Here is a 24,858-nt window from a genome sequence, read left to right on the forward strand (position 1 = left end):
TGTCGTGTCGCCCGGCTGCTTCATTTGCTACCCGCCCTTGACCGCGCCCGCGGTCAGCCCGGCCACGATCTGCCGCTGGGCGAACACTGTGAGCAGCAGCACCGGGAGGGTGACGATCAGCGCGGCGGCGGCGAGCGGGCCCCAGCTCAACTGGTCGAACGAGATCATGTTGTAGACGGCGACGGGCAGGGTGCGCGTCTCGCGTCCGGCCAGCACGATGCCGAACACAAAATTGTTCCAGGAGAAGATCACGGCGAGGATGAAGGCGACCGCGATCCCGGGCTTGGCGATCGGCAGGGCGACGTGCCGAAAGACCTGCCACCGCGTGGCGCCGTCGATCAGCGCGGCTTCCTCCAGCTCCAGCGGCGTGGTCTCGAAATAGCCGATCATGATCCAGATCACGATCGGCACCGTCACGACGAGATGGATGATGATCTGCGGCACCAGCGTGCCGAGCAATCCGAGCCACTGGAACAGCAGGAACAGCGGGATCAAATAGGACAGGCCGGGCGTGATGCGCGCGATCAGGATCACGATCGCGGATTTGTGCGCGGCCATGCGCGCGATGCCGTAGCCGGCGGGAACGCCGACGAGCAGGGCCAGCGTGGTCGCGCCGCCGGTGACGATCAGGCTGTTGACGAAATAGGTCAGGAAGCGGTTGGAAGCGAGCACGTCGGCATAGTTCTTCCAGGCGATGCGATCGGGGAAGAACACCGGCGGGTAGGCGGCATTGTCGACCTCGAACTTGAGCGATAGCGACGCCATCCAGAGGAAGAACAGGATCGCCGGCGACACGATGACGAACACCGACAGCCACAGACCGATCCTGCCAATGACCTGACGTAGGTTGATTCGACTTGGGTTGACTTGACTTGGGCTCATGCGCCGCTCGCAATTTCGGTCCACAGCATGCGCTGGCGGGCATAGAGCATCACGGCCGCGAGGGCGACGATGAGGAGGAAGAACACCACCGCGATCGCCGAGCCGTAGCCGAGGTCGTAATAGGTGAAGGCGACGCTGTAGAGATAGATGTTGATCGTCTCCGACGCCGAGCCCGGTCCTCCCTGCGTGATCGCGAAGATGATGTCGAAACTCTTCACGGCGTCGATCATGCGGATCATGCCGGCGATGAACAGGAACGGCATGATCAACGGCAGGGTGATGAAGCGGAACACCTGCCAGAAGCTGGCGCCGTCGATCTGCGCGCTTTCATAAGGCTCGGTCGGGATGGCGGCGAGGCCGCCGAGCACGATCAGCATGACCAGCGGCGTCCATTGCCAGGTCTCGACCAGCACGAGCGAGGGAATGACGGTCGCGGGGTGGAAGACCCAGAGCTGCGCAGGTATCCCGACCAGCGACAAGAGGTAGTTCAGCACGCCGAGCTGCGGGTGGAACATCATGGTCCAGACCAGCGCGATCGCGACGGGGGTCGCCATCATCGGCATGATGAAGATACCGCGCAGAAAGCCGCGGCCGGCGAATTTCTGGTGAAACACGACGGCCGCGAACGTGCCGAGGATCAGCGGCAGCAGCACCGACAGCAAAGTGTAGACCATGGTGTGGCCCACCGCCTCGATGAAGCGGGGATCGCTCGTCAGCCGCAGATAGTTGGAGAACCCGACGAAGGTGGTCGGTGAGCCGACCTTCCACTCGTTCAGGCTCATCCAGATCGTGAAGACCCACGGGAAGATGATGATCGCGAGCACGACGACCAGCGCCGGCACCACGAACGGCCAGTAGGACGGCGGCCGCAATTCCTTCTCCGGCGCGGCATCGGACCGTGCCGCGGCCGGAGTCGATTGTGTCAACGCACTCACGCTTTTTCGCTGCGCTCCAGGATCGGCCGGTACTGATCGTGAGCCTTCTTCAACTCGGTCGCGGGATCGGCGCCCGATAGTGTCGAGGTGAGGGCCGCGCCGACGAGATCGCGGAATTCGGCGACCGGGATCACGACGGGAAGGCCGAGCTTGCTGATCTTGGCGGAATCGATCACCGACTGCAGCCACTCCTTGGGCATCTTCACGCCGTTCTGGACCTCGGGATCGCCGAGGATCGAGTTGCGGAACGGGACGCCGCCGCCGGCCTGCAACAGCCGCGCGCCCTGCTGCTTCGAGACCGCCCACTGGCAGAGCAGATAGGCGGCTTCCTTGTTCTTGCTCGCCGCGGCAATGCCGATGCCGTCGCCATAGGTGGCCGAATATTGCCCCTTCGGTCCGGCCGGCACGACGGTGTAGCCGACCTTGCCGACGACGCGCGAGGCGGCGGGGTCCTCCAGTGGCGGCGCCCAGCCGACGCCGTCGATCCACATCGCCGAACGTCCTTGCGTGAACGAGGCCATCGACTCCATCCAGTTGAAGCCGGCGACGCCTGGCGGGGCGACCTTCGTGAGGAGCGTCTGGTAGAGCTTGGTCGCGGCTACAGCCTCTGGACCGTCGGTCAGGATGTTGCCCTTGGCGTCGAGGAATTCGCCGCCATAGTTGAGGAAGAAGTTGGTCCACAACGTCATGTTGGCGTTGCGCAGGCCCCGTCCGACAAAACCGTAGGTGCCTTCCTTGGTGTCGGTCAGTTTTTCGGCGGCCGCGACCATCTCGTCGAGGGTCTTGGGGACGGCGACGCCCTTCTTCTGGAACAGCTCCTTGTTGTAGTAGAGGATGAAGTAATCGACCGACCAGGGCAGCGACAGCATCTGGCCCTTGTCGTTCTTGGCGTATTGCAGGCCGGCGGCCGAGAAATCGCTCTCGACGAGATCGGGTGCCGTCAGCGTCGGATCCTTCATGAAGGGCGTCAGGTCGGCGAGCCAGCCCCCCTTTTCGAACTGCCGCTTCTGGACGTGATAGCTGAGATGGACGACGTCGAAGCTCGGCCGGCCCGAGGTCAGCTCGATCACCACTTTCTGGCGCTGCTGCTGCTCCGGGATCTGTTCGGATTCCACCTGGATGCCGGTGAGCTCGGTGAACTCCTTGATGTTTTTTTGCAGGTTGTCGCCGCGCGGACCCTTGGCGAGGATCACCTCCAGCTTGGTCCCGGCGTATTTCTTCCAGTTGACCTCGGCGCGTGCCGGTAGTCCGGTCAGGCTGAGCGCGCCAGCCGCGGCGGTCCCCGTCAACAGCGTGCGGCGCGAGATGTTATGGTTGGCCACGTCAAATCCCTCCCTCTGATTCATTTTCTTTGGGAGGGATACTAACGGCCGTGCCACGCCTGCCTAGTCCTAATCTGGGGACTCAGGGACGCACGGCAGGCGTCTCCATCGGCAGGCCGCGCGCCCGCGACATCAGGTAGAGTTCAAGCGCGACCAGCTCGGGCGCGCCGTAATCATAGGCCTGGGCGCGTACGCCGGTCATGCAACTGCGCAACCTTCGCTCGATCGACCCCAGCGTCTGCCACTCCAGGCGGTAGAGCGGATAGCCGGTCGGCTGCCCTTGCGTGATCGGCGCGCCCGCAAGACGCTTGTCGAAATTGTCGTCGTGGCAATTGGTGCAGGCGAGGTTGAGCTGGCCCTCGCGCCGCATGAAGAGGTCGCGGCCCTGCGCCACGAAAGGCTTCAGTTCCGGATCATCGCCAGCCGTGATCGCGACGCCACGGGACTGGTGTGCGACGAAGGCGGACAGCGCCAGGAGGTCGCGGCTCTCGTAGGGCAGCGCCGGCGCCTGCTGATGATTGGCACGGCAGAGGTTGATGCGCTGGTCGAGGGTGACGGGGCGCGCCAGCGCCTTGTCGAAGGCCGGATAGCGCGCCGCGATACCCTTCATGCTGGTCGTTGCATCGCCATGGCAGTCCGCACAGGCCTTGTCGGCGCTGCCGGCCTTCTTCGCCCAGAGCGCCTCGCCGTCGAGCACGAAAAGCATGCCCGGATTGGACGTGTCGTCATCCTGCATCGCGCGCGTGTCCGGCCCCATGAACGAATAGCCGGAGCGGCGCGCGTCCGGCGGAATTTCGCCGGCGAGCAGGGCAGGGGCCGCGGCCAACAATGTTGCCGCCGCTATCGCGCGCCAAAAGATCATTCGACCGTGATCGAGGCCGATGCGGTCGACGAATAGCCGTTGTCGCCGATCCATTCGAATTCGAACTTGCCGCTCTCCTTCGCGACCGTGAAGAAGGAGAGGTATGGGTTGGCCGCGATCGCCGGAAACAGGTCGGCGCGGAAAACTTCGGTGCCATTGTAGCGGCACGTAAAACTCGTGATGATGTCGCGCGGCACCAGCGCGCCGTCCGCGGTGTGGCGGAAGCCGGTCTCCATGATGTGCGAGGTCAGCGTGCGGATCTCGATGACATCGCCGCGTTTGGCCTTTGCCGGAACGTTGATGAGCGCGGCCATCAGTTCATCTCCTCGGTACAGGCGGCCAGCGTCACGACGATGTCGGCGGCGACCTGCCAGAACGTGTCATCGGACATGCGTGCGATTGCCACCACCTTCTGGGTGTCGGCCAGCCGCATGCGGGTCGAGACCTGGGCGCGGCCGGAGGAGGGGTTGAGATAGAAATTACCGATGTTCGGCTGCGGGTTCTTCTCGTTGAAGACGTGGATGCTCTTGACGTAATCGGTCGCCGTCATCGGGCTTGCGACGCTCACCGTCACCGGCACGGTGTTGCCGTTCTCGACCAGCGGCGGAATGTCGAGCTTGACTTTGCCGGTGTGAATCTGGGCTTCGCCGACGACGTTGCGGATCGCGGTGCTGAGCATCGCCGGCGTCGCTTCCAGCGGTCGCAACGTGACGATCGGGATCGTCCCGGCGACCGTCGCGCCGCCTGCAATACTCAGGAATTGTCGTCGCGTGGTTGGCATGAAGCTAGTTCCGAAGCGTTACAAGAAAGGCCACGATGTCTTCGATCTCCGCGGCGGATAATATCGGCTTGCCGGCAAAATTGCGCCCGACCCGGACCAGCCCGTCGTTGCGATAATAGGACGGCATGATGGTCTGCGGGTTGTAGCGCGATGCATCGACCAGCCGCAGCCGCAACTGGCCAGCCGACCACCAGTTCCCGGTGCCGGTGAGATCGGGTGCGAGGTCACCCTGGAACCGCGCCTCCGGGAACGGACCGGAATGGCAGAGGATGCAGGTCGTGGAACGCACCACCACCAGCGCGCGTCCGCGCGCGGGATCGGCCGGCGCGCCCGTGAGCGGCTCGGGGATGGTGTCACCGATGATTTTGTAGCGCACGAGCTCGTCGGCTCTTGCGCCGCAAGCCAGGGCAAGGCCGGCGGCGATCAGCGCCGCGATATGAAGGAATGCTCTAGCCAAAGGTGTCTGCCGTGATGGTTTGAAACCAGCGCTCGGCTTCAGCCGCCTCGCGGGCGCGGAGCTCGCGTGGTGCATCGACCGGGCTGGTCGCGCCGCCTTCGACCTCGGCAAAGATGTCACCCCTGGGCTGGTAGTTGCCGGCGAGCGAGAAGCCGTAGCCGGGCGCGGCGGTTGTATAGCAGACGCCGGTCAGCCGCGGCGTCTCCGGCGCGCGGCCCACGAACAGGTTGACGATGGCGGCGGCGCAGGCCTTGCCCTGTGCGCTCGCGGCCGAGGCCGATTTGGGAATGCCGCCGCCGAGGCAGGCATCGCCGATGACGTGGATGTTCGGGACGAGCTTCGACTCGAAGGTCACGGGATCGATCGGGCACCAGCCGGTCGCATCCGCCGCGCCCGCGATCTCGGCGATGCGGCCGGCGCGTTGCGGCGGGATGACGTTGGCGACATCAGGCGTGTAGTTGCCGAACTCGGTGATGATGGTCCTTGTCGAAGGATCGACCGAGGTGACGCGACCGCCCTGCGACAGCGCGATGCGCTCGATCATGTCGCCATAGAGCTCCTTCCACGCCTTCTCGAACAGCCGCTGCTGCGAAAAATTGTCCTTGGCATCGAGGACCAGCACCTTCGAGCGCGGCTTCTTCGTCTTCAGGTAATGCGCGATCAGGCTGGCGCGTTCGTAGGGCGCCGGCGGGCAGCGCGAGGGATTGGCCGGGATCGCGATGGCGACCGTGCCGCCGTCCGCCATTGCCTCCAGCTGCCTGCGCAGCAGCAGAGTCTGCGCCCCGGCCTTCCAGGCGTGCGGCATTTTTTCGGATGCCGCTTCGTCATAGCCGGGCAGGGCCTCGAAATGGAAGTCGATGCCAGGGGAGAGCACGAGACGGTCATAGGGCAGCGCGACGCCGTCGGTCGTCACGACGCTGCGCCGCTGCGGCTCGATTGTGGTCACGGCCTCGCCGATCACGGTGATGCCCTCGGCGGCGAGCTTGTCATAGTCGAATTGCTGCGCGTCGATCTCACGCAGGCCCGCAATCACCTCGTTGCTGAAGGGGCAGGAGGTGAAGACCGCGTTCGGTTCGATCAGGATGATTTGCAGGTTTTCCTGCGCGCGTTTCAGCGCGCGGGCGCAGGCCGCGCCGCCAAAGCCGCCGCCGACCACGACGATACGTGCTGCCGATTGCGCACGCAGGACCGATGGCCGCGCCAGCGTTGCGGCGGCCGCGGTGATGCCGAGCACGGCATTCCGCCGTGTCACCGGGCGCGTGGTCATCAGGATCATCCAGGCAAAAATGCCGCGGCGGCCGTTGCAGCCGCCGCGGCGTTTCTCAGGCGAAGGTGATGTTCTGGTCGCGCAGCGGCACCGAGCGGATGCGCTTGCCCGTCGCCGCGAAATAGGCGTTGAGCACCGCCGGCGCCGCGACGCCGATGGTTGGCTCGCCGACGCCGCCCCAGAACCCGCCGCTCGGCACCATCACCGATTCCACCTTCGGCATCTCGTTGATGCGCATCGAGTTGTAGGTGTCGAAGTTGGTTTGCTCGATCTTGCCGTCCTTGACGGTGCAGCCGCCGTAGAACAACGCGGACAGGCCATAGACGAAGGAGCCGGCGATCTGCCGCTCCACCTGCGCCGGATTGACGACGTAGCCGGGATCGGTGGAGGCGACGATGCGATGCACCTTGATCTTGTTGCCGTCGGTCACCGAGATTTCGGCGGCGCCGGCGACATAGCTGCCATAGCCCATGACCTGCGCAATGCCGCGATAGACGCCCTGCGGTGCCGGCTTGTCCCAGCCGATCTTCTCGGCCACGGCATTGAGCACCGCCAGATGCTTGGGATGATTGCCCATCAGCTTGCGGCGGAATTCGAGCGGGTCCTGGCCTGCGGCCTGGGCCAGCTCGTCCATGAAGCATTCCATGTAGATCGCGTTGTGATTGACGTTCACGCCGCGCCAGAAGCCGGGCGGAACGTGCGGGTTGCGCATCGCATGCTCGATCAGGAGGTTCGGCACCGAATAGCCGAACGCGGCTTCGCCGGACTGGGCGACGCCCTGGAATGCGGCCGGATCCATACCGTTCTGCAGCGCTTCGGGGCGCAGCGAGAACAGGATTGACTGCCCGGACAGGCGGTAGTGCAGCGCGACCAGATTGTTGTTGGCGTCGAACGCGCCGGTCATCTTGCACTGGGTGATCGGGTGATACCTGCCGTGCGCCATGTCTTCTTCGCGCGACCACAACAGCTTGATCGGCGTGCCCGGCATCTGCTTGGCGATCATGACCGCCTGGCGGACGTAGTCGGTCTGGCCGCGCCGGCCGAAGCCGCCGCCGGGCATCACCTTGTACATGTCGCACTTCTCAGCCGGCAGGCCGGAGGCCTCCAGCACCGCCGCGAAGACGGCCTCGCCGTTCTGCGTGCCGCACCAGACCTCGCATTTGTCGGCCGTGTAGAGCGCGGTGGCGTTCATCGGCTCCATCGTGGCGTGGTTCTGGTAAGGGTAGTTGTAGACCGCTTCGACCTTCTTCGCTGCGCCGGCAATCGCGGCTTTGACGTCGCCGTTCTTGTTGCCGACATAGGCCGGCTGCGAATCGTCGAGGCCCTCGGCCAGCCACTTCGCGATCGACTCGCTCGAGACCTTGGCATTCTCGCCCTCGTCCCAGACGATCGGCAGCGCTTCCAGCGCGGTCTTGGCGTGCCACCAGGTGTCGGCAACGACCGCAACCGCGGTGTCGCCGACCTTGACGACCTTCTTGACGCCTTTCATGCCGGTGATCTTGGCTTCGTCATAGCTCTTCAGCTTGCCGCCAAACACCGGGCAGTCCTTGATCGCGGCGTTCAGCATGCCCGGCAGCTTGACGTCGATGCCGTAGATCATCGTGCCGGTGGTCTTGTCGGCGGTATCGAGCCGCAACAGGCCCTTGCCTGCGATGGTCCAGTCCTTGGGATCCTTGAGCTTCACGTCGGCCGGCGGCGTCAGCTTGGCGGCGGCTTCGGCGACCTTGCCGTAAGTTGTCGTCTTGCCCGACGCCTTGTGGGTGATGACCCCCTTGGCGACGGTGCATTCGGAGGCCGGCACCTTCCACTCATTCGCGGCGGCCTCGATCAGCATCACGCGCGCGGTGGCGCCGCCCTTGCGGACATAGTCTTGCGAGCTGCGGATGCCGCGGCTGCCGCCGGTCGAGAAATCACCCCAGACGCGCTTGCGGGCGACGCTCTGGCCGGGAGTCGGGTATTCGGTCGTGACCTTCGACCAGTCGCATTCGAGTTCCTCGGCGACCAGCTGGGCGAGGCCGGTGAGCGAGCCCTGGCCCATCTCGGAGCGGGCGATGCGGATCACGACGGTGTCGTCGGGCCTGACCACGACCCAGGCGTTGACTTCCGGCGAGCCGTCGGCCGCGCGGACCGCGGCGGGGCCACCGAAGGGGAGATCGAGCCCGATGGCGAGGCCGGCGCCGACAGCGGCGGTGCCGATGACGAAGGCGCGACGGTTCATCTTGGGAGAAACATGCTTGTTCATGGGGCGGCTCCTCAGGCGCTGGCGATCGTGTGGATCGCTTCGCGCACCTGCTGGAAGGTGCCGCAGCGGCAGATATTGGTGATGGCTTCGTCGATATCGGCGTCGGTCGGCTTCGGCTTTTCGGCGAGGAGTGCGGCCACCGCCATGATCATGCCGCTCTGGCAATAGCCACATTGCGGAACGTCCTTGGCGATCCAGGCTGCCTGCACCTTGTGCAGCGTGTCGCCGGATGCGAGCCCCTCGATCGTGGTGATCTTCTTGCCTTCGGCCTCGCTGACCGAAATCCCGCAGGAACGGATGGCGACGCCGTCCATGTGAACGGTGCAGGCGCCGCATTGCGCAATGCCGCAGCCATATTTGGTGCCGGTCAGGCCGGCATTCTCACGGATCGCCCAGAGCAGCGGCGTATCCGGCTCGACGTCGAGCGTGAAGGTTTTTCCGTTGATTGTTAGGTTTGCCATCGCAAGTCCCCTGATTGGCCCAATCCACCGATCGGACTCAGGGCGCAATGTGTCTGGCAAATTGGAACTGTTCAAATCAATAGTCCGAGGGGTGGCCAACAGCGAGGCTGGCATGCGCGGGGAAGAATGTCGGGAGCGCGGTGTTGCGTTGTGAACGGCGGTGCAAATCCGCAGCCTTTGGTCGCATCGAATTCGTTTGACTATCTGAGGGTATTGTACAACCTTTGGTTTGATGGATCATTAGTCCATCCTAAGGGAGAATCGCCATGGGCCGCATCGTCACGATCGATCTCGAAAAAGTTCTCGCGTCAGGTAACGATCTCAAAGCCAAGTCACCGTCCGGACTCACTACCCACGCCGATCTGCTCAGCCTCGCCAGCGACGTCAGCAAGGACCCGGTCTCCTATCTGAGCAGCGTTGGCGTACAGCTCGACGACCAGACGGCGTCGATGCTGCGGAACAAGCTGGCCACGCGTAGCGGCGGCGTACAGGCCGGTACGATCCATATCGACATCCTCTGATCCCGCATCTGCAGATCACGATGGCCGGCTGACCGGTTCGCCGGGCAGCCGGGATATGGGGTCGTCGGCCATGGCGTTCGGCGCACAATTTTTATCCGATTTCCGCGCGGCCAGGGTGACGCCTACCAATCTCGTTCTGAACGTCACTCTGAAATGCCCGCTCAAATGTTCGCATTGCTGCTTTTCATCTGACATGTTTCACGGCGGGCACCTGTCCGCCGCGGACGTTCATCGTTGTATTCAGCAGGCCGCACAGATCCCGTCGATGGAGATCATCCATTTCGTCGGGGGTGATCCGATGCTGCATGCGGATATCGTTGCCGACGCCGTGGCACTGGCCGCGTCGCTGGGCTTGCGCGCGGGCATCACCACGAGCGCGTTCTGGGCCAAGTCGCCCGCGCGCGCAACGGCGGCTGTTCGGCAATTGCGCGCGGCCGGGCTCACCGAAATGACGTTGTCTTACGACGATCCCCACGCCGAGTTCGTGCCGCTGAATTTCATTGCCAACGCGGTCGCCGCTGCGCGCGAATGCGGCCTGCTGCTTCGGATCGCCGTGGTGGTCGAGGCGGGTTCGAAGATCACCGCCGCCAGCCTGCGCGCCGATCTCGGTCTTCAGGACGAGCCCGGCATCAACATCTATGAGACCGTCGCCAACTCGACCGGTCGCGGCGACGGCACGGACGAGGACACGCAGGCGGGCCGCGTTCACCACGCCTCCGCCTATCGCGGTCCCTGCGAGTCCGTTCTCCACACCGTCACGGTCGATCACGAGGGCGGCATCCGGCCCTGCTGCGGCGTGCTTCCCCATTACGACTCGCTGAAGGTGGGCCACATCGCGAAGGAAGGGATCGAAGCCGCGATGCAGGCGGCCGCGGACGATCCGCTCTACAGATGGATCAGGCTGGAGGGACCCGTCGCCATCCTCGCCGCAGTCACGGCCGCCGATCCCGTGCCGATGCGCGTTGAGGATTTCGACGGCATCTGCACCGCCTGCGACCGCATCTTCCGCTCGCCAGAGCTGCTGGCGCGCGTGCGCGAAGCCGCCGAGGCGCGCCACGGCCAGATCGAGACCTGCGAGATCCTGCTGGACGGACAAGCCGCATCTGCCAACCTCGTGGCCGCACAATGAGCGTCGATGTCCTCTTCTGCTCGGCGCCGGTGATGTCGGTGGTGCGGCCGTCGGCGGCGCTCGGCCTGTTGCAGGCCTTGCTGCGGCAGAAGGGCATTCGGGCCGAGACGCTCTATCTGAACCTGCTCTTCGCCGACCGCATCGGGCTCGATCTGAACGAGCAGCTTGCGGAGAAGTTGCCGAGCCATCTCCTCGCCGGCGATTGGCTGTTCGGCGATTGCCTGGGCACGCGGCCCGGACGGCCGCAGGCGCAGCGCCACCTCAGCGAGCTCAGCGCCGCCATAGAGCGCAAGGGGCTGGACCAGCTCTACGAGATCCGCCGCAACCTGATCCCGTCCTTCGTGGCGGAAGCGGCCGACCGGCTGCTCGAACGCACCCCCAAGATCATCGGCTTCACCTCGATGTTCGAGCAGACGGCCGCTTCGCTGGCGATCGCGGCCGCGGTCAAGGCGCGTGATCCGTCCGTCGTCGTCTGCTTCGGCGGCGCCAATTGCCATGGGCCGATGGGCGCGGTGCTGCTGAAGAACTTTGCGCAGATCGACTATGTCTTCAACGGCGAGGCCGATACCGTGTTCGGGCCGGCCGTCGAGGCAATCCTGCGCGGCGAAGAGCCTCGCGGCCTACCGGGATGCCTGTCCCGCGACCAGCCGGCTGCTGGCGCAGCAGCCGGTCCGACCGCGATGGATGCGCTGCCGATCCCCGACTACGCCGACTATTTCGCGCAACTGCCCTGGATGTCTGAAGCTGCGCGCGTGCGTCCCTCGATTCCGTTCGAGTCCTCGCGCGGCTGCTGGTGGGGGCAGAAGCACCATTGCACGTTCTGCGGCCTCAACGGCGAGGGCATGGCGTTCCGGGCCAAGTCGGCGCCGCGCGTGCTCAGCGAGATCGAGACCCTGCATGCGGAGTTCGGCATCGGCCGCTTTGCCGCGACCGACAACATCCTGGGCATGTCCCATATCGAGGGCGTGCTGGGCAGGCTCGCCGAACGCCCGGCGCACGGCTTTCGCTTCTTCTACGAGATCAAGGCCAATATGGACGAGGCGCAGCTCGAGAAGCTGGCGCTTGCCGGGACGGTCTGGTTGCAGCCCGGCATCGAGAGCCTGTCGGATCCGGTGCTGCATCTCATGCGCAAGGGTGTGAGCGCCTTGCTCAACCTGCGCCTGCTGCGCAATTGCCGCGAGCTCGGCGTCGGGCTGGTCTGGTCGATCCTGTACGGATTTCCCGGCGAGCCACGCGACGCCTACGACGCCGTCGCCAAGATGGTCCCGCTGCTCGAACACCTTCAGCCGCCGGTCGGCTGCGGCCGGATCCGGCTCGACCGGTTCAGCCCCAATTTCGAGCGCGCCGCCGAGATCGGATTCCGCAACGTCACGCCGATGCCGGCCTATGGCGCGATCTACGATGTCCCTGACGAGGATCTCTTCGATCTCGCTTATTTCTTCGAGGGCGACGCACCCGATGCCGCGCGCGAGCAGGATCTGGTGTCGCTCAAGGCCGCGAGTGCGGCCTGGCGTGCGCGCTGGTTCGATCAGCCCTTTGCGCCGCAATTGACGATGACGGCGGTCGGCACGGCGCATCTCGTCAGCGACACCCGGGCATGCGCGCTCCAGCCGTTCTATTGTCCGACACCGGCCGAGATCGCCGTGCTCAATCTGCTGCGCAATCCCTGCACGCGACTGAGCGTCATTGAACAGCTTGCCGATCGTTTGGATGCGGCATCAGTCGAGGCCGCACTGGATGCGATTCTGGCGCGACGGTTTGCGATCGAGATCGACGGCAGAGTGTTGTCGCTCGTCACCGAGGCCGGCCGCGAGATTTTTGACGCCGACGCCCGTGCCGAATTTCCGCTTGGATTCGTTTTGCCACGCGAGCGTATCGCCCCGCCGGAAGAAAACGGGTTGCACGTGGCCCTGATGAACGCCAGCGATGAACCGGCAGGCCTCGAACGGGTGCAGCCATGACCGTCGAAGTCCGCCCCCTCGGCGACAAGTGCAACATCAAGTGCCGCTACTGCTATCAGGAGGGCATCCGCACCGCCGGCAACGTGCCGACGCGTTACGATCTCGACGCGATCATGGCGACGCTGGACAGATTGGCGGAACCCTTCAGCCTGTTCGGCGGCGAGATCATGCTGACCCGCCGGCCCGATCTCGACCGCCTGATGCAGCTGGGCTTCGACCGCCATGGCGGCGTCGGCATGCAGACCAACGGCACGCTGATCGAGGAGCGCGACATCGAGCTCTTCAGGAAATACCACGTGCGCGTCGGCATCTCGATCGACGGGCCGGGACCGCTCAACGATGCTCGCTGGGCCGGCAGCCTGGCGGCGACGCGGCGTGCGACGGCGCGCATCGAGGCGGCGATCGAGACGCTGTGCCGGGAGGGCATGCCGCCAAACGTGATCGTGACGCTCAACCGGATGAATGCCGCGCCGGCTCGGCTCGGCGTGCTGTGCGAGTGGATCGGGTTTCTCGGTAGCCTCGGCGTGCGCAAGCTGCGCCTGCACCTGCTGGAGCAGGACGAAACGGAAGGGGGCGAGGGTCTCGCGCTCACCGCGCAGGAGAACCTTGCGGCCTTGAGGCGACTGCGCCGGCTCGAACAGGAGCTGCTGTCAGTCCAGTTCGACATCTTCGCCGAGATGGCCGCGATGCTTAGGGGCGATGACGCGCAGACCTCATGCGTCTTCCACGCCTGCGATCCCTATGCAACGCGCGCCGTGGTGGGCGTCGAGAGCGATGGCCGGCTCGGCAATTGCGGCCGCACCAACAAGGATGGCGTGACCCATCTGCGTGCCGGCCGCGAGGCCTTCGAGCGCCAGCTCTCGCTTTACCGGACGCCGCAGGCCGATGGCGGATGCGAGGGGTGCCGGTTCTTCCTGGCGTGCAAGGGCAATTGTCCGGGCACCGCGATCGACGGCGACTGGCGGATGCGCTCGATCGATTGCCCGGTGTGGTTCGGCCTGTTCGAGGACATCGAGACCGAGCTTCAGGCGAACGATGAGGTCGCGATCAGCCGGTTGGAGCGCCGGTCCGATCTCGAAGCGAAGATGATCGCCGCCTGGTCGATCGGCGACAATCCGACCCTGCATTCGTTGCTCCAGCAGGCGGACGCACCATGACGTCCGCCTGGCCGACCTGCTGGCTGACCTGGCCCCGTCCTCCGCTCGCGGCCGCGCCGCGGGAGCCAGCCGTCGCCAAGGCAGCGACTCAGCGCATCAGCTTCACCGGACCGCAGGCGCGCGCGCTCTGGCAGCCGCGTCTGGATCGCCTCAGGCATGCGGCGCTAGCGATCGAATTCGAGATGGTGCGCCGGAAGCGCATCCCGGCCACGCTGGTGTGGACTGGCTATGATGGCATCGACGCCCTGACCGAGCGGGCGCGCGCGATTGGCCTGGAGGCCAAGCCGGTCAAGGCGTCGCTTGGCTATGCCGTCGACTGGCCGCTTGAGGCATCGATCGCCGAACCGAAGCGGCTGCTCGACTATGCGTTCCTGATCGGCGCCGCGCCGCTCGACACATCGATCGCCGAGCCGGCGGCGGACGGCCAGGAGCAGGCGGCGATACGGTTCGGCTATCCCGCATGCTGCGCAAGATCCTGGGCGGACCATCTTCGGCGTGGCGGAAGCGATCCGTTGGCCGGCATCCTCGCGCGCGAGGAGAAAGCGGCCGTGCCTGCCCATGTCGCGCTCGCGGTTCTGGGACTGGGGCCGGTGAGACACGGGCCTTGTTCTGCGGACTGTTCCGCTACGCGCGATCGTTCGCGTGAGTTCATCGATCTCGGCCGCCAGCTGGGATTGGCCGCGGAAATGAGTTGGCTCGAAGAGATGGCGGATTGGACGGTGTGTGCGTCGTTTGTCAATGGCGTTGCCGAGATTGCGACGGCCACCTTCCGCTGCACATGGCTGTCCGATGAGGGCACACCGTCGCATCGGCGGCCTCGTCAACGCGCGGCGGCGACGCACCTGGACAAGCGAAAGGCCGCAGCGGTCGAGCCCGCGGACAGCGCCGATATCCTCACCGAACTCGGCGGCGGATTTGAAGCGGCCGGTTTCGAAAACCCCTTCGCCATGCGCTCGCGCTTCAGCACGGTGGTCTGGGAGCAGACCGCTGCGCTGCGCCGCGCGGGATCGGCCGTGCATGTCGGATGCGGCGATGGATTGCTGCTGGAATTGATCGCGCAGACGAGGCCAAAGCTGAGATTATACGGTGCCGAGGAAGATGCCGCGCTAGCTGAAGCCGCGCGCCGGCGCCTCGGTGCGTCATTGCCGGTACTCGGCGGGACCAGCATCGCGGCGATTGCGGCGCTGTCGCGTCTTGCACCTGATGGCGTCGACCTCGCTTTCGTCGATGCGGAACGGCTTGGCGGCCGCGAACCGCTTGCCGCTGTCCGCGCGATCGCGAAATCGGTGATCGTGATCGGCACCGACCGATCGCTGCACCGGCTTGGGGATATGGACACCCTTGCGGCATCGATGGGATTTGCCTTGCTGCCTGGACGCGCAGGGCGCGTCTCCGCGGCCCTCTCGACGACGAGTGGTCGTCCGCACTGACCGGTTCGAAGGAGAGATCGCCATGGACGCGACGTCGATTGACTGGGAACGCACGGCACGACCGCAGGCCGACGGCCACGATACCGCCGTCGCCCTCGGCCTGATCGACACCGAGCCGACGCCGTGGCGGCCGCTGCCGCCGCAGCGTCCCCCGGTGAACGGTGCGCCGGCCATTGCGGATGGCAGGGTTGCCCTGCGCACGGAGGATCCGCTGCTGCCGGCGCCGCGGTTTGTCCCCGACGCGCAAGCCATCCGGGCGCTGGAGCAGGCGCTGCACTACGTCCGCCGCTGGCCGCTCGCTGCGAAACAATGGCCTGATATCGTGCACACCATCCAGTGCTATCACGACACCGAGCAGCCGACCGAGGGGCCCGGTCGGCTCGGCTCGGCCAGCCACTCGGTCGACGCGCGGTTCGGCGTCATCGGCCTCACGGTCAATTGCCCGCTCGCGACCGCGCAGGCGATCGTCCATGAAATGGCCCATCACAAGCTGAGGGCATTCGGCGTCGCCAACGAGAATGCGATCCGGATCATCAGCAATCCGCAGGACGAGCTCTATCCCAGCCCGATCGTGGTCGACCGGCCGCGTCCAATGACCGCAGTGCTGCACGCACAATATTCGTTCATCCACGTCACCCAGCTCGACGTGCACATGCTGGAGCAGGAAGACGACCCGCAGGTTCGCAGCGACATCCGCGCGCTGCTCGCGCGCAATGCGTCGCGGATGGAGCAGGGGTTCGAGACGCTGCGGCAGCACGCCCGCACCGATGCGGCCGGCCGGGCGTTTCTCGGCGCGTTCTTCGCCTGGTGCAGCGACGTCCTGGCGAGCAGCCGGAAGATGCTTGCCAGCGAGCGCGGCTGATTGCCCGCTCTGCCCAGGACCGGGTTCCAGCCCTAAACGCCAGATACGCGGTTTGAGACGACTTTCGGCTGTGATTGCCGGTTCCAGGCCCCGTCGGCGCTGCATTGCGGCGACAGTTTGTCCTTTTTACCGGGGTGCAAGACGAACGCGCTCTGGTACACTGGGACGAAGCAAAAAGGGATTCCATGAACGTACCGCAGCGTTGCAACGTATTGATGCTCTATCCGCTGTTCTTGGCGGAGTCGTTCTGGAGCTTTGGCGAATCCTGCGAGCTGATGGGTGTGAAGCGACCCGCGGCCCCCCTCGGCCTGATCACGGTGGCCGCGATGCTGCCGAAGGACTGGACGGTCCGGCTGATCGACTGCAACACCCAGCCCCTTGGTGACGAGGATCTCGCCTGGGCCGATGTCGTGTTCACCGGCGGCATGCTGCCGCAGCAGGCCGATACGCTGCGCCTGATCGAACTCTGCCGCGCCGCCGGCAAGCCGGTGGTCGTCGGCGGACCCGATCCGACGTCGAGCCCCCATGTCTACGAACGGGCCGACTTCCGGGTGCTCGGCGAGGCCGAAAGCGTCATCGACGAGTTCATCGCGGCCTGGGAAAGCGGGGCCCGCGCCGGCGTCTTCACTGCGCCGAAATTCCAGGCCGACGTAACAAAGACGCCGGTGCCACGCTTCGATCTCCTGAAGTTCGAGGACTATCTCTACCTCGGTGTGCAATATTCGCGTGGCTGTCCGTTCACCTGCGAGTTCTGCGACATCATCGAACTCTACGGCCGTGTGCCGCGCACCAAGACGGTCGAGCAGATGTTTGTCGAGCTCGAGACGCTCTACCGGATGGGCTACCGCGGCCATCTCGACTTCGTCGACGACAATTTCATCGGCAACAAGAAGTCGCTGCGGCAGTTCCTGCCCCAGCTCGCCGAATGGCAGCGCGCGCACGGCTATCCCTTCGAATTGTCCACCGAGGCCTCGGTCAACCTGGCCGACGATCCCGAGCTATTGGAGCTGATGGGCGCGGCCAATTTCTTCGGCATCTTCGTTGGCATCGAAAGTCCGGACCCTGCAACGCTGGTCGCGATGCGGAAGAAGCAGAACACGCGGCGCAACATCGCCGAGAGCATCCACAAGATCTATGCCGCCGGCATGCTCGTCACCGCGGGTTTCATCGTCGGCTTCGACACCGAGAAGGTCTCGATGGCGGAAGCGATGATCGATTTCATCGAGGAGGCCGCGATTCCCGTCGCCATGGTCGGCCTGCTCTATGCGTTGCCGAACACGCAGCTCACGCGCCGACTCGAGCGTGAAGGCCGGCTGCATCCGGGCCACGATCTGGCGCCGACCATCGGCGCCGATCAGTGCACGGACGGCATCAACTTCGATCCGGTCCGCCCGTTGCGCGACATCCTGACGGACTACAAGCGGGTGCTGGAGCACATCTACAGCCCCGCCGCCTACGCAGGACGCGTCGACCGCCTGATGACGCTGCTCGACCGATCCAGGCAGCGCCCCGAGCTCGCCGAGGGCGACATCCGCTCGCGGGTCGGGGCGATGGAGACGGTGCACCGCGTTGTCACCGCCCTTCCCGAAGCGCGCGGGCCGCTGTGGCAGACCTTCATGAACTGCGCCAAGCGCGACACGTCATCGGCACGGATCGCGGTGCAGATGATTGCCGCCTATGCGCATCTCGGGCCGTTCTCGCGCAAGGTCATCGAAGCCATCGACGGGCGCCTCGCTGCGCTCGATGACGAGACGGTCATCCCGACCGCTGCGACGCTCGACACCACCGCAGCCCGGCACCTGGCCTGAAGGCTTACTTCACCGCCAGCCGCAGGAAGCTCATCACGCTGCCGAGCGCGGCAAAGCCGGCGCCGAGGGCCAGCGCGACGGTTGCGCCGTCGTGGCCGGCAAGCGCAAAGCAGAGGGCGGCTAGCGCCGCGCCCGTGGTCTGGCCCGTCAGGCGTGCGGTCGCGACGATGCCGGAGGCGCTGCCGCTGCGGTGCGGCGGCGCGCTCGACATCACCGCCTTCATGTTCGGTGCCTGGAAAAAGCCGAACCCCATGCCGCAGATCACCATCCGCCAGATGATGTCGGGAATGGCAGGATTGGACGGGAGCATCGCGAGCAATGCCATGCCGAGGCCGAGCAGCACGAGCCCGATGCCGCCGAGCAGGCCGACCGCGTGCCGGTCGGAGAGGCGCCCTGCGATCGGCGCCATGATGCCGACCACCAGCGGCCAGGGTGTCATGAAGAAGCCGGTCTCGACCTGCGAACGCCCGAGCACGTCCTCGAAATAGAACGGCAGCGAGACGAAGGCGAGGCCCTGCACGGCGAACGAGCACACCGCGGTCGCTGCCGACAGCGCGAACATCGGCCGGCTGAACAGGTCGATCGGCAGCATCGGCGCGGGATGGTCGGCATGCCGGCGCGTCAGGATGAAGCCGAGTGCGAGGGCCGTGATCAGCTCGATGCCCACGACAACAGGCGACAGATTGTGCGCGGCGCTGCCGATTCCCGTGATGAACAGGCCGAGGCAGGCGGACGCAAGGACTGCGCCGAGGAAGTCGAAGCCATGATCGGCGCGCGGCGTCTTCGGCAGCATTGCAAAGCCGATCCCGATCGCGACGAGGCCGAAAGGAATGTTGACGGCGAACAGCCAGGGCCATGGGCCGACTGCGAGAATGGCGGAGGCGATCGATGGACCGATGGTGAAGGCGGTCGCGACCACGAGCGCGTTGTGGCCAAAACCGCGGCCGAGCATCCGGCCGGGATAGACGAAGCGCACCAGCGCCGTATTGACGCTCATGATGCCGCTGGCCCCCAGGCCCTGCAGCGTGCGCGCGACCAGCAGGCTGTCCAGCGACCACGCCACCGCGCAGAACAGCGAGGCGATGGTGAACAGGATCAGGCCGCCGAGATAGATCCGCTGGTGCCCGACGATCTCGCCGAGCGCACCGAGCGGCAGCAAAGTGGCCACCAGCGCGATCTGGTAGACATTGACCACCCAGACCGATTGCTCCGGCGTGACGTGCAAATCGGCGGCAATGGCTGGCAGCGCGATATTCGCGATCGCGGTGTCGAGGGAGGCCATCGCCAGCGCGGTGAAGATGGCGGCGATCGCCCAGCGCCGCTGCGTGGCCGGAAGGCCGTCGGCAATGGGATGATCGGGCTCGCGCGCGGCGGCAGGTAACGTGATTGTCATTGCCTGGCGCGTTGCTCCGGCGGCGTGGTGAAAGGGGACTTTCGGCATGTACTACGCCGAAGGCCGCTTCCACAGGCATATGCTTGCATGCTGTGTATGCGCGAAGGTGAGGCGATGCGGCCGGCGGCTGGCGTATGATTGCGCCAGCTGCTGCAATCTTGGGGGATCACCATGCAAATCGTCGTTCTGCCCGGTGACGGCATCGGACCGGAGATCACGGCCGCGACATCGGGCGTGCTGCGTGCGGCCTCCGAGCGCTTCCAGCTCAATCTGCGGCTCGAGGAGCACGCGGTCGGGCATGCGAGCCTGAAGCTATCAGGCACGACGGTACGCCCCGAGCTGCTCGACATCGTCCGCGCCGCCGACGGCCTGATCCTGGGGCCAACCGCGACCTTTGACTTCAAGGACGAGGCGCATGGCGAGATCAACCCGTCCAGGCACTTTCGCAAGAGTCTCGACCTCTACGCCAATGTCCGGCCCGCGCGCACCTATGCGGGGCGGCCCGGCCGGCTCGGCGAGTTCGACCTCGTCGTCGTGCGCGAGAACACCGAAGGGTTTTACGCCGACCGCAACATGGAGCAGGGCAATGGCGAGATGCTGGTCACGCCTGACGTCGTGATCTCGCTGCGCCGGATCACGCGCCTCTGCTGCGAGCGTATCGCGCACGCCGCCTGTCGTCTGGCGATGAAGCGGCGGAAGCATCTGACCATCGTGCACAAGGCCAATGTGCTGAAACTCGGCGACGGCATGTTCCTCGACATCTGCCGCACGGCGGCGAAGGGCTATCCCGGCCTCGAAGTCGACGACATCCTGGTCGACGCCATGATGGCGCATGTCGTGCGCAACCCCGATCGCTTCGACGTCATCGTCGCCACCAACATGTTCGGCGACATCCTGTCCGATCTCACGGCCGAGCTCTCCGGCAGCCTCGGCCTCGGCGGCTCGCTGAATGTCGGTGATCGCTTCGCCATGGCGCAGGCCGCGCACGGCTCGGCGCCTGACATCGCGGGGCAGGACGTTGCCAATCCGGTCTCGCTGATCCTGTCGACCGCGTTGCTGCTGGCCTGGCACGGCGAGAAGAGCGGCGCCGTCCGCTACGAGGAAGCGGCGCGTGCGATCGAAGCCGCGGTGGCGAAAGCGATCGGCGAGGGCAGAGCGACGCGCGACGTCGGCGGCAAGCTCGGCACCATCGCGGCAGGTGCTGCGATCGCGGAGATCTTGCAGGCGGAGTGAGCCATCGTCGCGGATGCCTGCGATTTTTTTGGGGGCCAACACAAAAACTCGAAAAACAACCCCATGCACAGTAGCAGGCTCCTTGATCGATAAGGGATTTTCGGAGCGCGTCGCGACGACCTTCGTGACAGTGATCACGTTGACCCGTCGGGCAAAACACTGGCATGATGCTATCGTGCCAGCGGTCGGGGACAAGGGCGCATTCTCATCATGCGCGACGTCCGTTTCCTGACGTCCAGTGGCCCGTCTCCTCTGGCCCGCTTGAGCCAGATCAAGACTCACCCCGCGGCGCCGCCGGACCTTTCCATCAACGCATCCATGGAAAGGGCGGCCCATATGACAACCCTGCTCAGGGAAATCCGGGATACACCTCTGCTCTGGATGCTGGTCTTCGTGCCCATCGTGCTGGTGGCGGACGCGGTCGCCCCGCATTCCCACACGCTGCTGTTCGTGCTCGCCGTGCTTGCGATCGTGCCGCTGGCGGCGCTGCTCAGCCACGCCACCGAAGCGGTCGCCGCCAGAACCGGCGATGCCGTGGGTGGACTGCTCAACGCAACGCTCGGCAATCTGACGGAGCTGATCATCGCCATCACGGCGCTGCGGGCAGGCGAGTACATGCTGGTGAAGGCCTCGATTGCCGGCGCCATCGTCACCAACGCGACATTCATGCTCGGCGCCTGCCTGCTGCTCGGCGGCCTGCGCTACCACGTGCAGGAGTACAACCGTGCCGGCGCGCGCCTGTCGTCCGGCCTGTTGCTGATGGCGACAGTCGCCCTGCTGGCCCCCTCGGCAGTCGCCGACCTCGAGCATTTGCCGCAGGACGGAGGCGTCATTCACAAGCTTAGCGTCGGCATTTCAGTCCTGCTGATCGCGGCTTACGCGCTTGGCCTGTGGTTCTCGCTCGGGACGCACAAGGAATTGTTCGCAAGCGCCGATCACGGCGAGCAGGAGGAAGCGCACTGGCCGATCGGGCTAGCCGTTGGGACGCTGCTGGCCGTCACCGTGCTGGTGGCGCTGGTGAGCGAGATCTTCGTGGAATCGGTGCAGAAGGCGGCGGAGACCTTCGGCATGAGTCCGGCTTTCGTCGGGTTCATCATCGTTTCGCTGGTTGGCGCCGCTGCCGAATTTGCAGTTGCCCTTGCCGCTGCGCGCAAGGACCGCCTCGACATGGTCGTCAGCATTGCGCTCGGCAGCGCCTCCCAGATCGCGCTGTTCGTTGCACCCGCGCTCGTGCTGCTCAGCTATGTCGTGGGACCGACGCCAATGAACCTTCAGTTCTGGCCTGGCGCCGTCACCATGGTGATGATCGCAACAGTCACGGCGACCTTCATCACCACCAGTGGACGCTCGGCATGGTTCGTCGGCGCCCTGATGATCTTCATTTATGCGGTGTTTGCGCTGACGCTGTATGTCGTCCCGCCGGCGGGCGAGGGATGAGGTGCACTCGCCCGCGGGCACAGGGGTGAATTGGCTCATCGGAGAATGGCGGCCCGTGGCGAGCCATCCTCCGAAGCGGCGAATACGTTTCCCGCTAGTAGGCCCAGTAGCTGCCGGTGGGCGGGCAATTGTCGCCGCCGTAGCCATAGCCGTAGTTGCCGCCGCCATAACCGTAATACGATGCGGCCGGGTAGCCATAGCCATAGGCGGGATAACCGCCAGAGTAGCCACCGTAGTACCCGCCATAGCCGCCGTAATAGGCGCTCCGCGCGATTGCGCCGCCGACGACCGCGCCGGCGACCACACCGTAACCGAGGCCGCGATAGCCGTAGCCGCGATAACCCCAGCCGCCGCGGTAGCCCCAGCCGACGCCGCGATAGCCGTAGCCGCCGCCGCGCCAGCCGCCGACCCAGCGCACTTCGGTGGTGGTCTGATCGACCATCGATTTCATCGTCGAAAGATGCGTCGGGATCGGCCCGGCCTGAGCGATTGTGCCTGATAGCAGGGCGCCGGCTCCGGCGAGAACGAAGGTACGCAGGGAATTCGAGGATGTCATGATCGATCATCTCCTTGGCTTACGGGCGGCGCTTTCTGCGCGGCCGTACCCATTCCGGGATGGCAATGCCGCGGCGGGTTTGATCCAGATCAAGCGTCGACGGCGTATCCGGCCTGGACCTCGACGGGATCAATGTGCGATGCCGTCGGTAAGCACGCGCAGGCTCGTGGCGGGCGACTACTTCAAGTCGACCGTATCTTCCGCGATGATTTCTTCGTCGAATCCGGTCGTCCGCAACACGCGTACCGCGGCACGTTTGGCGCCGGCGAACTGATTGCGATCGACGTCCACCTCCGGGGTGGGACGACTCACTGCGATCGTGTCCCACGTCGACTTGTTGTCCGGCTTGACCTGGACCGAGTAGGTTACGCCGGCGACGGGCTGCAAACCGCCGAGTTGGTCGATCCTCAATGGCCGCCGGCTGGCTGCTGCAGCCCCGGCAAGCTCAAGTCCGAAGGTGGCGCCTGCGGTCGGCCCGGAGGGTGCCGCCCCGGCCTCGTACCGGCTGATCTCCTTCCCCTTGAGCTGGAGGCTTACCGACTTCATGCCGCTCACCCGCGGAAGGTCCGCCTGAATCAGACCGACTTCGTTCGGCCGGTCGGGTTCAGCAGATGACCGGCGGATCACGACTGGCTCACGGTAGACTTCCTTGCCGGTGCCGTCGTAGGCTACGAGTTCCACGTCCTTGTCGGTGGCGGCGTCCGACGCGATGGTGGAGACCGACGGGTTCACATACATGATCTTGCCGTCACCAGCGGTCTTGTTGATGGTGGCGACGACGTGAACGAATGATCCGGTCTTGATTTCGGTCTTCATCGGATCCTCCTAGGCGACCGGCGGACCGAGGGCGTCCTCTTCCAAAAGCCGGGTCATTATCGCCTGGTAAGTGTACGCCGATAGCCACTGGTTGTCTGCATAGGTCATCACGTCGTGATATGTGAGCCCCGGCAACGCAGCGGCCGGCAGGCCGAGTTCGTGATCCCCGGTGTCGACACCGACATATTTGTTGTCCGGCTTGCTGATACAGCCGTTCTCATAAGGGAATGTCGGATCGCTCGCGTCCTGCGCGGCGGGGGGAAATCCCGGATGAAACCGGCCGAACGTATGTCCGAGTTCGTGAGCACCGTACCAGTCGGCGTACGACGCGTCGCGATCGCCGGCAAATCCGTTCGGCACGCCCGCGGGTCCGGAAGCGACGGTGTCCGGCTGGGGCGTGCCCGGAATCGCGAACGCCTTTCCTCGCATGAAGTTGTTGGACGCGTTATCGTCGACGAGACCGTAATAGTGCGTGCGCGGGTCGACGCCGCTGCTCACCTCGCGGCTTCGCAGCGCGGCGATCTGGGCATTGGCGAGATCGACCGTCGAGTCGTCGAACGGTGCGGCAAAATCCGCGTCCACCACCATGTGGGACCATTCGAGCGCGGCGACAGGATAGGCGCGATTGAGAAACGACCTGAGATACGAAAAGTGGACCGCAGCGGGTGTGACGGTCGTCGTGCCCGCTTTGTATCGAAGGCCGATCACCCGGATGCGCAGCGGCGGCGCCGCCGCGAATGTGACGGGCGCGATGTTGAACGCCGCCGCCGGAAGGTCGCCGCCTCCGGGCTGAAAGATGCGGCTGATGCGCAAGTTGAGTGTGCCCGCGCCGATGGCCGCGGCCGGCAGGCGGAAGTTCAGGCTCTTGTCGATGTCTTCCCGCTGTTCGCGGAGACTGAAGGGCGAGCCCGGGTCTACCCGAAGCGAGTTGAGGGCCGGGAGGAACGTGTCGCCTCCGCCGCTCCGGCTCCACGCAATTTCCGCGGTGATCTGACCGGGCTGCGACACCGAAGTCGGCTCAAGATAGAGGCGAACGAGCGTCGCCTTATCGGCGACCAGCGGCACCGAATTCGTCACGTCCTGAACGCACTGGACGATCTCGACGCCGCGCACCTGCACGCCGGTCTGCGGCTGAGCGAGGCCGAGCGGGCGGCGCTTGCGAGGTTTGAGTCTGGGAACGCCCGAGCCGCGATGCACGCACATCATGCACATGGTGTTGTTCCGGCTTTGATGACCCGTAACGCGAGCTTCGCTTTGTCGCGTGGACTTTAGGTCTACATTGATACTATACTACTCGCTATAATTGAACAAAGCCAACCCTGCGGATCGGTCATTTGGACGCAGCG

General features: G+C 65.3%; 23 protein-coding genes. 9 read left to right on the top strand and 14 right to left on the bottom strand.

Annotation, left to right across the window (positions count from 1 at the left end):
- Window positions 1-27: 27 nt before the first annotated feature.
- Genes AB7245_RS11790 through AB7245_RS11835 form a run of 10 tightly spaced genes read right to left on the bottom strand, consistent with a single transcriptional unit; the run spans window position 28 to window position 9,209 of the window.
- Window positions 28-882: a carbohydrate ABC transporter permease gene (locus AB7245_RS11790; RefSeq protein ID WP_094184434.1), complete on the bottom strand. Its 855-nt coding sequence runs from the start codon at window positions 880-882 to the stop codon at window positions 28-30.
- Window positions 879-1,817 (bottom strand): carbohydrate ABC transporter permease, encoded by a 939-nt coding sequence (locus AB7245_RS11795; protein ID WP_085404495.1) that lies wholly within the window; start codon window positions 1,815-1,817, stop codon window positions 879-881. Before AB7245_RS11795 ends, AB7245_RS11790 begins: the two co-directional genes overlap by 4 nt.
- A complete protein-coding gene (locus tag AB7245_RS11800; RefSeq protein WP_071915996.1) occupies window positions 1,814-3,163 on the bottom strand; it encodes an ABC transporter substrate-binding protein in 1,350 nt (449 codons plus the stop codon). The genes AB7245_RS11795 and AB7245_RS11800 overlap by 4 nt, the downstream gene beginning before the upstream one ends.
- A 58-nt stretch (window positions 3,164-3,221) precedes the next feature.
- Window positions 3,222-4,001 carry a sulfur oxidation c-type cytochrome SoxA gene (gene soxA, locus AB7245_RS11805; protein WP_085404494.1) on the bottom strand — a complete coding sequence of 260 codons (780 nt, stop codon included), beginning with the start codon at window positions 3,999-4,001 and terminating at the stop codon, window positions 3,222-3,224.
- Complete coding sequence (gene soxZ / locus AB7245_RS11810) at window positions 3,998-4,315, bottom strand: thiosulfate oxidation carrier complex protein SoxZ (protein ID WP_014497100.1); 318 nt, start codon at window positions 4,313-4,315, stop codon at window positions 3,998-4,000. Before soxZ ends, soxA begins: the two co-directional genes overlap by 4 nt.
- Entirely contained in the window at window positions 4,315-4,782 is a 468-nt protein-coding gene (locus tag AB7245_RS11815; RefSeq protein ID WP_085404493.1) for a SoxY-related AACIE arm protein, read from the bottom strand. The genes soxZ and AB7245_RS11815 overlap by 1 nt, the downstream gene beginning before the upstream one ends.
- Window positions 4,783-4,786: 4 nt before the next feature.
- Window positions 4,787-5,239: a sulfur oxidation c-type cytochrome SoxX gene (gene soxX / locus AB7245_RS11820; RefSeq protein WP_085404492.1), complete on the bottom strand. Its 453-nt coding sequence runs from the start codon at window positions 5,237-5,239 to the stop codon at window positions 4,787-4,789.
- Window positions 5,232-6,515, bottom strand: coding sequence for an NAD(P)/FAD-dependent oxidoreductase (locus AB7245_RS11825; RefSeq protein ID WP_193560891.1), 1,284 nt, complete (start codon window positions 6,513-6,515; stop codon window positions 5,232-5,234). The genes soxX and AB7245_RS11825 overlap by 8 nt, the downstream gene beginning before the upstream one ends.
- 46 nt (window positions 6,516-6,561) lie before the next feature.
- The gene (locus AB7245_RS11830; RefSeq protein WP_085404491.1) at window positions 6,562-8,748 is read right to left on the bottom strand and encodes a xanthine dehydrogenase family protein molybdopterin-binding subunit; all 2,187 of its coding nucleotides are present in this window, start codon (window positions 8,746-8,748) and stop codon (window positions 6,562-6,564) included.
- Window positions 8,749-8,759: 11 nt separating this feature from the next.
- A complete protein-coding gene (locus AB7245_RS11835; protein WP_028156974.1) occupies window positions 8,760-9,209 on the bottom strand; it encodes a (2Fe-2S)-binding protein in 450 nt (149 codons plus the stop codon).
- 266 nt (window positions 9,210-9,475) lie between these two features.
- Between AB7245_RS11835 and AB7245_RS11840 the strand changes: the two genes are divergently transcribed.
- The 7 genes from AB7245_RS11840 to AB7245_RS11870 all read left to right on the top strand — a co-directional run bounded on the left by AB7245_RS11840 (window position 9,476) and on the right by AB7245_RS11870 (window position 18,077).
- On the top strand, window positions 9,476-9,730 hold the full coding sequence (locus AB7245_RS11840; protein WP_028150121.1) for a hypothetical protein: 255 nt from the start codon (window positions 9,476-9,478) through the stop codon (window positions 9,728-9,730).
- 70 nt (window positions 9,731-9,800) lie between these two features.
- Entirely contained in the window at window positions 9,801-10,859 is a 1,059-nt protein-coding gene (locus AB7245_RS11845) for a radical SAM/SPASM domain-containing protein (RefSeq protein WP_135215068.1), read from the top strand.
- A complete protein-coding gene (locus tag AB7245_RS11850) occupies window positions 10,856-12,820 on the top strand; it encodes a RiPP maturation radical SAM C-methyltransferase (RefSeq protein ID WP_244623184.1) in 1,965 nt (654 codons plus the stop codon). The genes AB7245_RS11845 and AB7245_RS11850 overlap by 4 nt, the downstream gene beginning before the upstream one ends.
- On the top strand, window positions 12,817-13,977 hold the full coding sequence (locus AB7245_RS11855; RefSeq protein WP_439034249.1) for a radical SAM protein: 1,161 nt from the start codon (window positions 12,817-12,819) through the stop codon (window positions 13,975-13,977). Before AB7245_RS11850 ends, AB7245_RS11855 begins: the two co-directional genes overlap by 4 nt.
- The gene (locus AB7245_RS11860; protein WP_085404487.1) at window positions 13,974-15,407 is read left to right on the top strand and encodes a hypothetical protein; all 1,434 of its coding nucleotides are present in this window, start codon (window positions 13,974-13,976) and stop codon (window positions 15,405-15,407) included. Before AB7245_RS11855 ends, AB7245_RS11860 begins: the two co-directional genes overlap by 4 nt.
- A 22-nt stretch (window positions 15,408-15,429) precedes the next feature.
- Window positions 15,430-16,269: an aKG-HExxH-type peptide beta-hydroxylase gene (locus tag AB7245_RS11865; protein WP_085404486.1), complete on the top strand. Its 840-nt coding sequence runs from the start codon at window positions 15,430-15,432 to the stop codon at window positions 16,267-16,269.
- Window positions 16,270-16,454: 185 nt separating this feature from the next.
- Window positions 16,455-18,077, top strand: coding sequence for a B12-binding domain-containing radical SAM protein (locus tag AB7245_RS11870; RefSeq protein WP_085404485.1), 1,623 nt, complete (start codon window positions 16,455-16,457; stop codon window positions 18,075-18,077).
- Between the two features lie 4 nt (window positions 18,078-18,081).
- On the opposite strand, the gene AB7245_RS11875 is transcribed toward AB7245_RS11870, so the two are convergent.
- A complete protein-coding gene (locus tag AB7245_RS11875; RefSeq protein WP_085404484.1) occupies window positions 18,082-19,470 on the bottom strand; it encodes an MFS transporter in 1,389 nt (462 codons plus the stop codon).
- Between the two features lie 171 nt (window positions 19,471-19,641).
- Between AB7245_RS11875 and AB7245_RS11880 the strand changes: the two genes are divergently transcribed.
- Both AB7245_RS11880 and cax read left to right on the top strand, forming a co-directional pair.
- Window positions 19,642-20,703: an isocitrate/isopropylmalate dehydrogenase family protein gene (locus AB7245_RS11880; RefSeq protein ID WP_085404483.1), complete on the top strand. Its 1,062-nt coding sequence runs from the start codon at window positions 19,642-19,644 to the stop codon at window positions 20,701-20,703.
- Window positions 20,704-21,039: 336 nt separating this feature from the next.
- Window positions 21,040-22,140, top strand: a complete 1,101-nt coding sequence (cax, locus tag AB7245_RS11885; RefSeq protein ID WP_085404482.1) for a calcium/proton exchanger — start codon at window positions 21,040-21,042, stop codon at window positions 22,138-22,140.
- 94 nt (window positions 22,141-22,234) lie between these two features.
- Here the strand turns inward: cax and AB7245_RS11890 are convergent, their stop codons facing one another.
- The 3 genes from AB7245_RS11890 to AB7245_RS11900 all read right to left on the bottom strand — a co-directional run bounded on the left by AB7245_RS11890 (window position 22,235) and on the right by AB7245_RS11900 (window position 24,724).
- Window positions 22,235-22,696, bottom strand: coding sequence for a hypothetical protein (locus AB7245_RS11890; RefSeq protein ID WP_085404481.1), 462 nt, complete (start codon window positions 22,694-22,696; stop codon window positions 22,235-22,237).
- A gap of 177 nt (window positions 22,697-22,873) precedes the next feature.
- Entirely contained in the window at window positions 22,874-23,512 is a 639-nt protein-coding gene (locus tag AB7245_RS11895; protein ID WP_085404480.1) for a hypothetical protein, read from the bottom strand.
- A gap of 9 nt (window positions 23,513-23,521) precedes the next feature.
- Window positions 23,522-24,724, bottom strand: coding sequence for a hypothetical protein (locus tag AB7245_RS11900; protein ID WP_205124604.1), 1,203 nt, complete (start codon window positions 24,722-24,724; stop codon window positions 23,522-23,524).
- Between the last annotated feature and the right edge of the window lie 134 nt (window positions 24,725-24,858).

Source organism: Bradyrhizobium sp. 604_D8_N2_3, from assembly GCF_051810765.1.
Classification (GTDB): domain Bacteria; phylum Pseudomonadota; class Alphaproteobacteria; order Rhizobiales; family Xanthobacteraceae; genus Bradyrhizobium; species Bradyrhizobium barranii.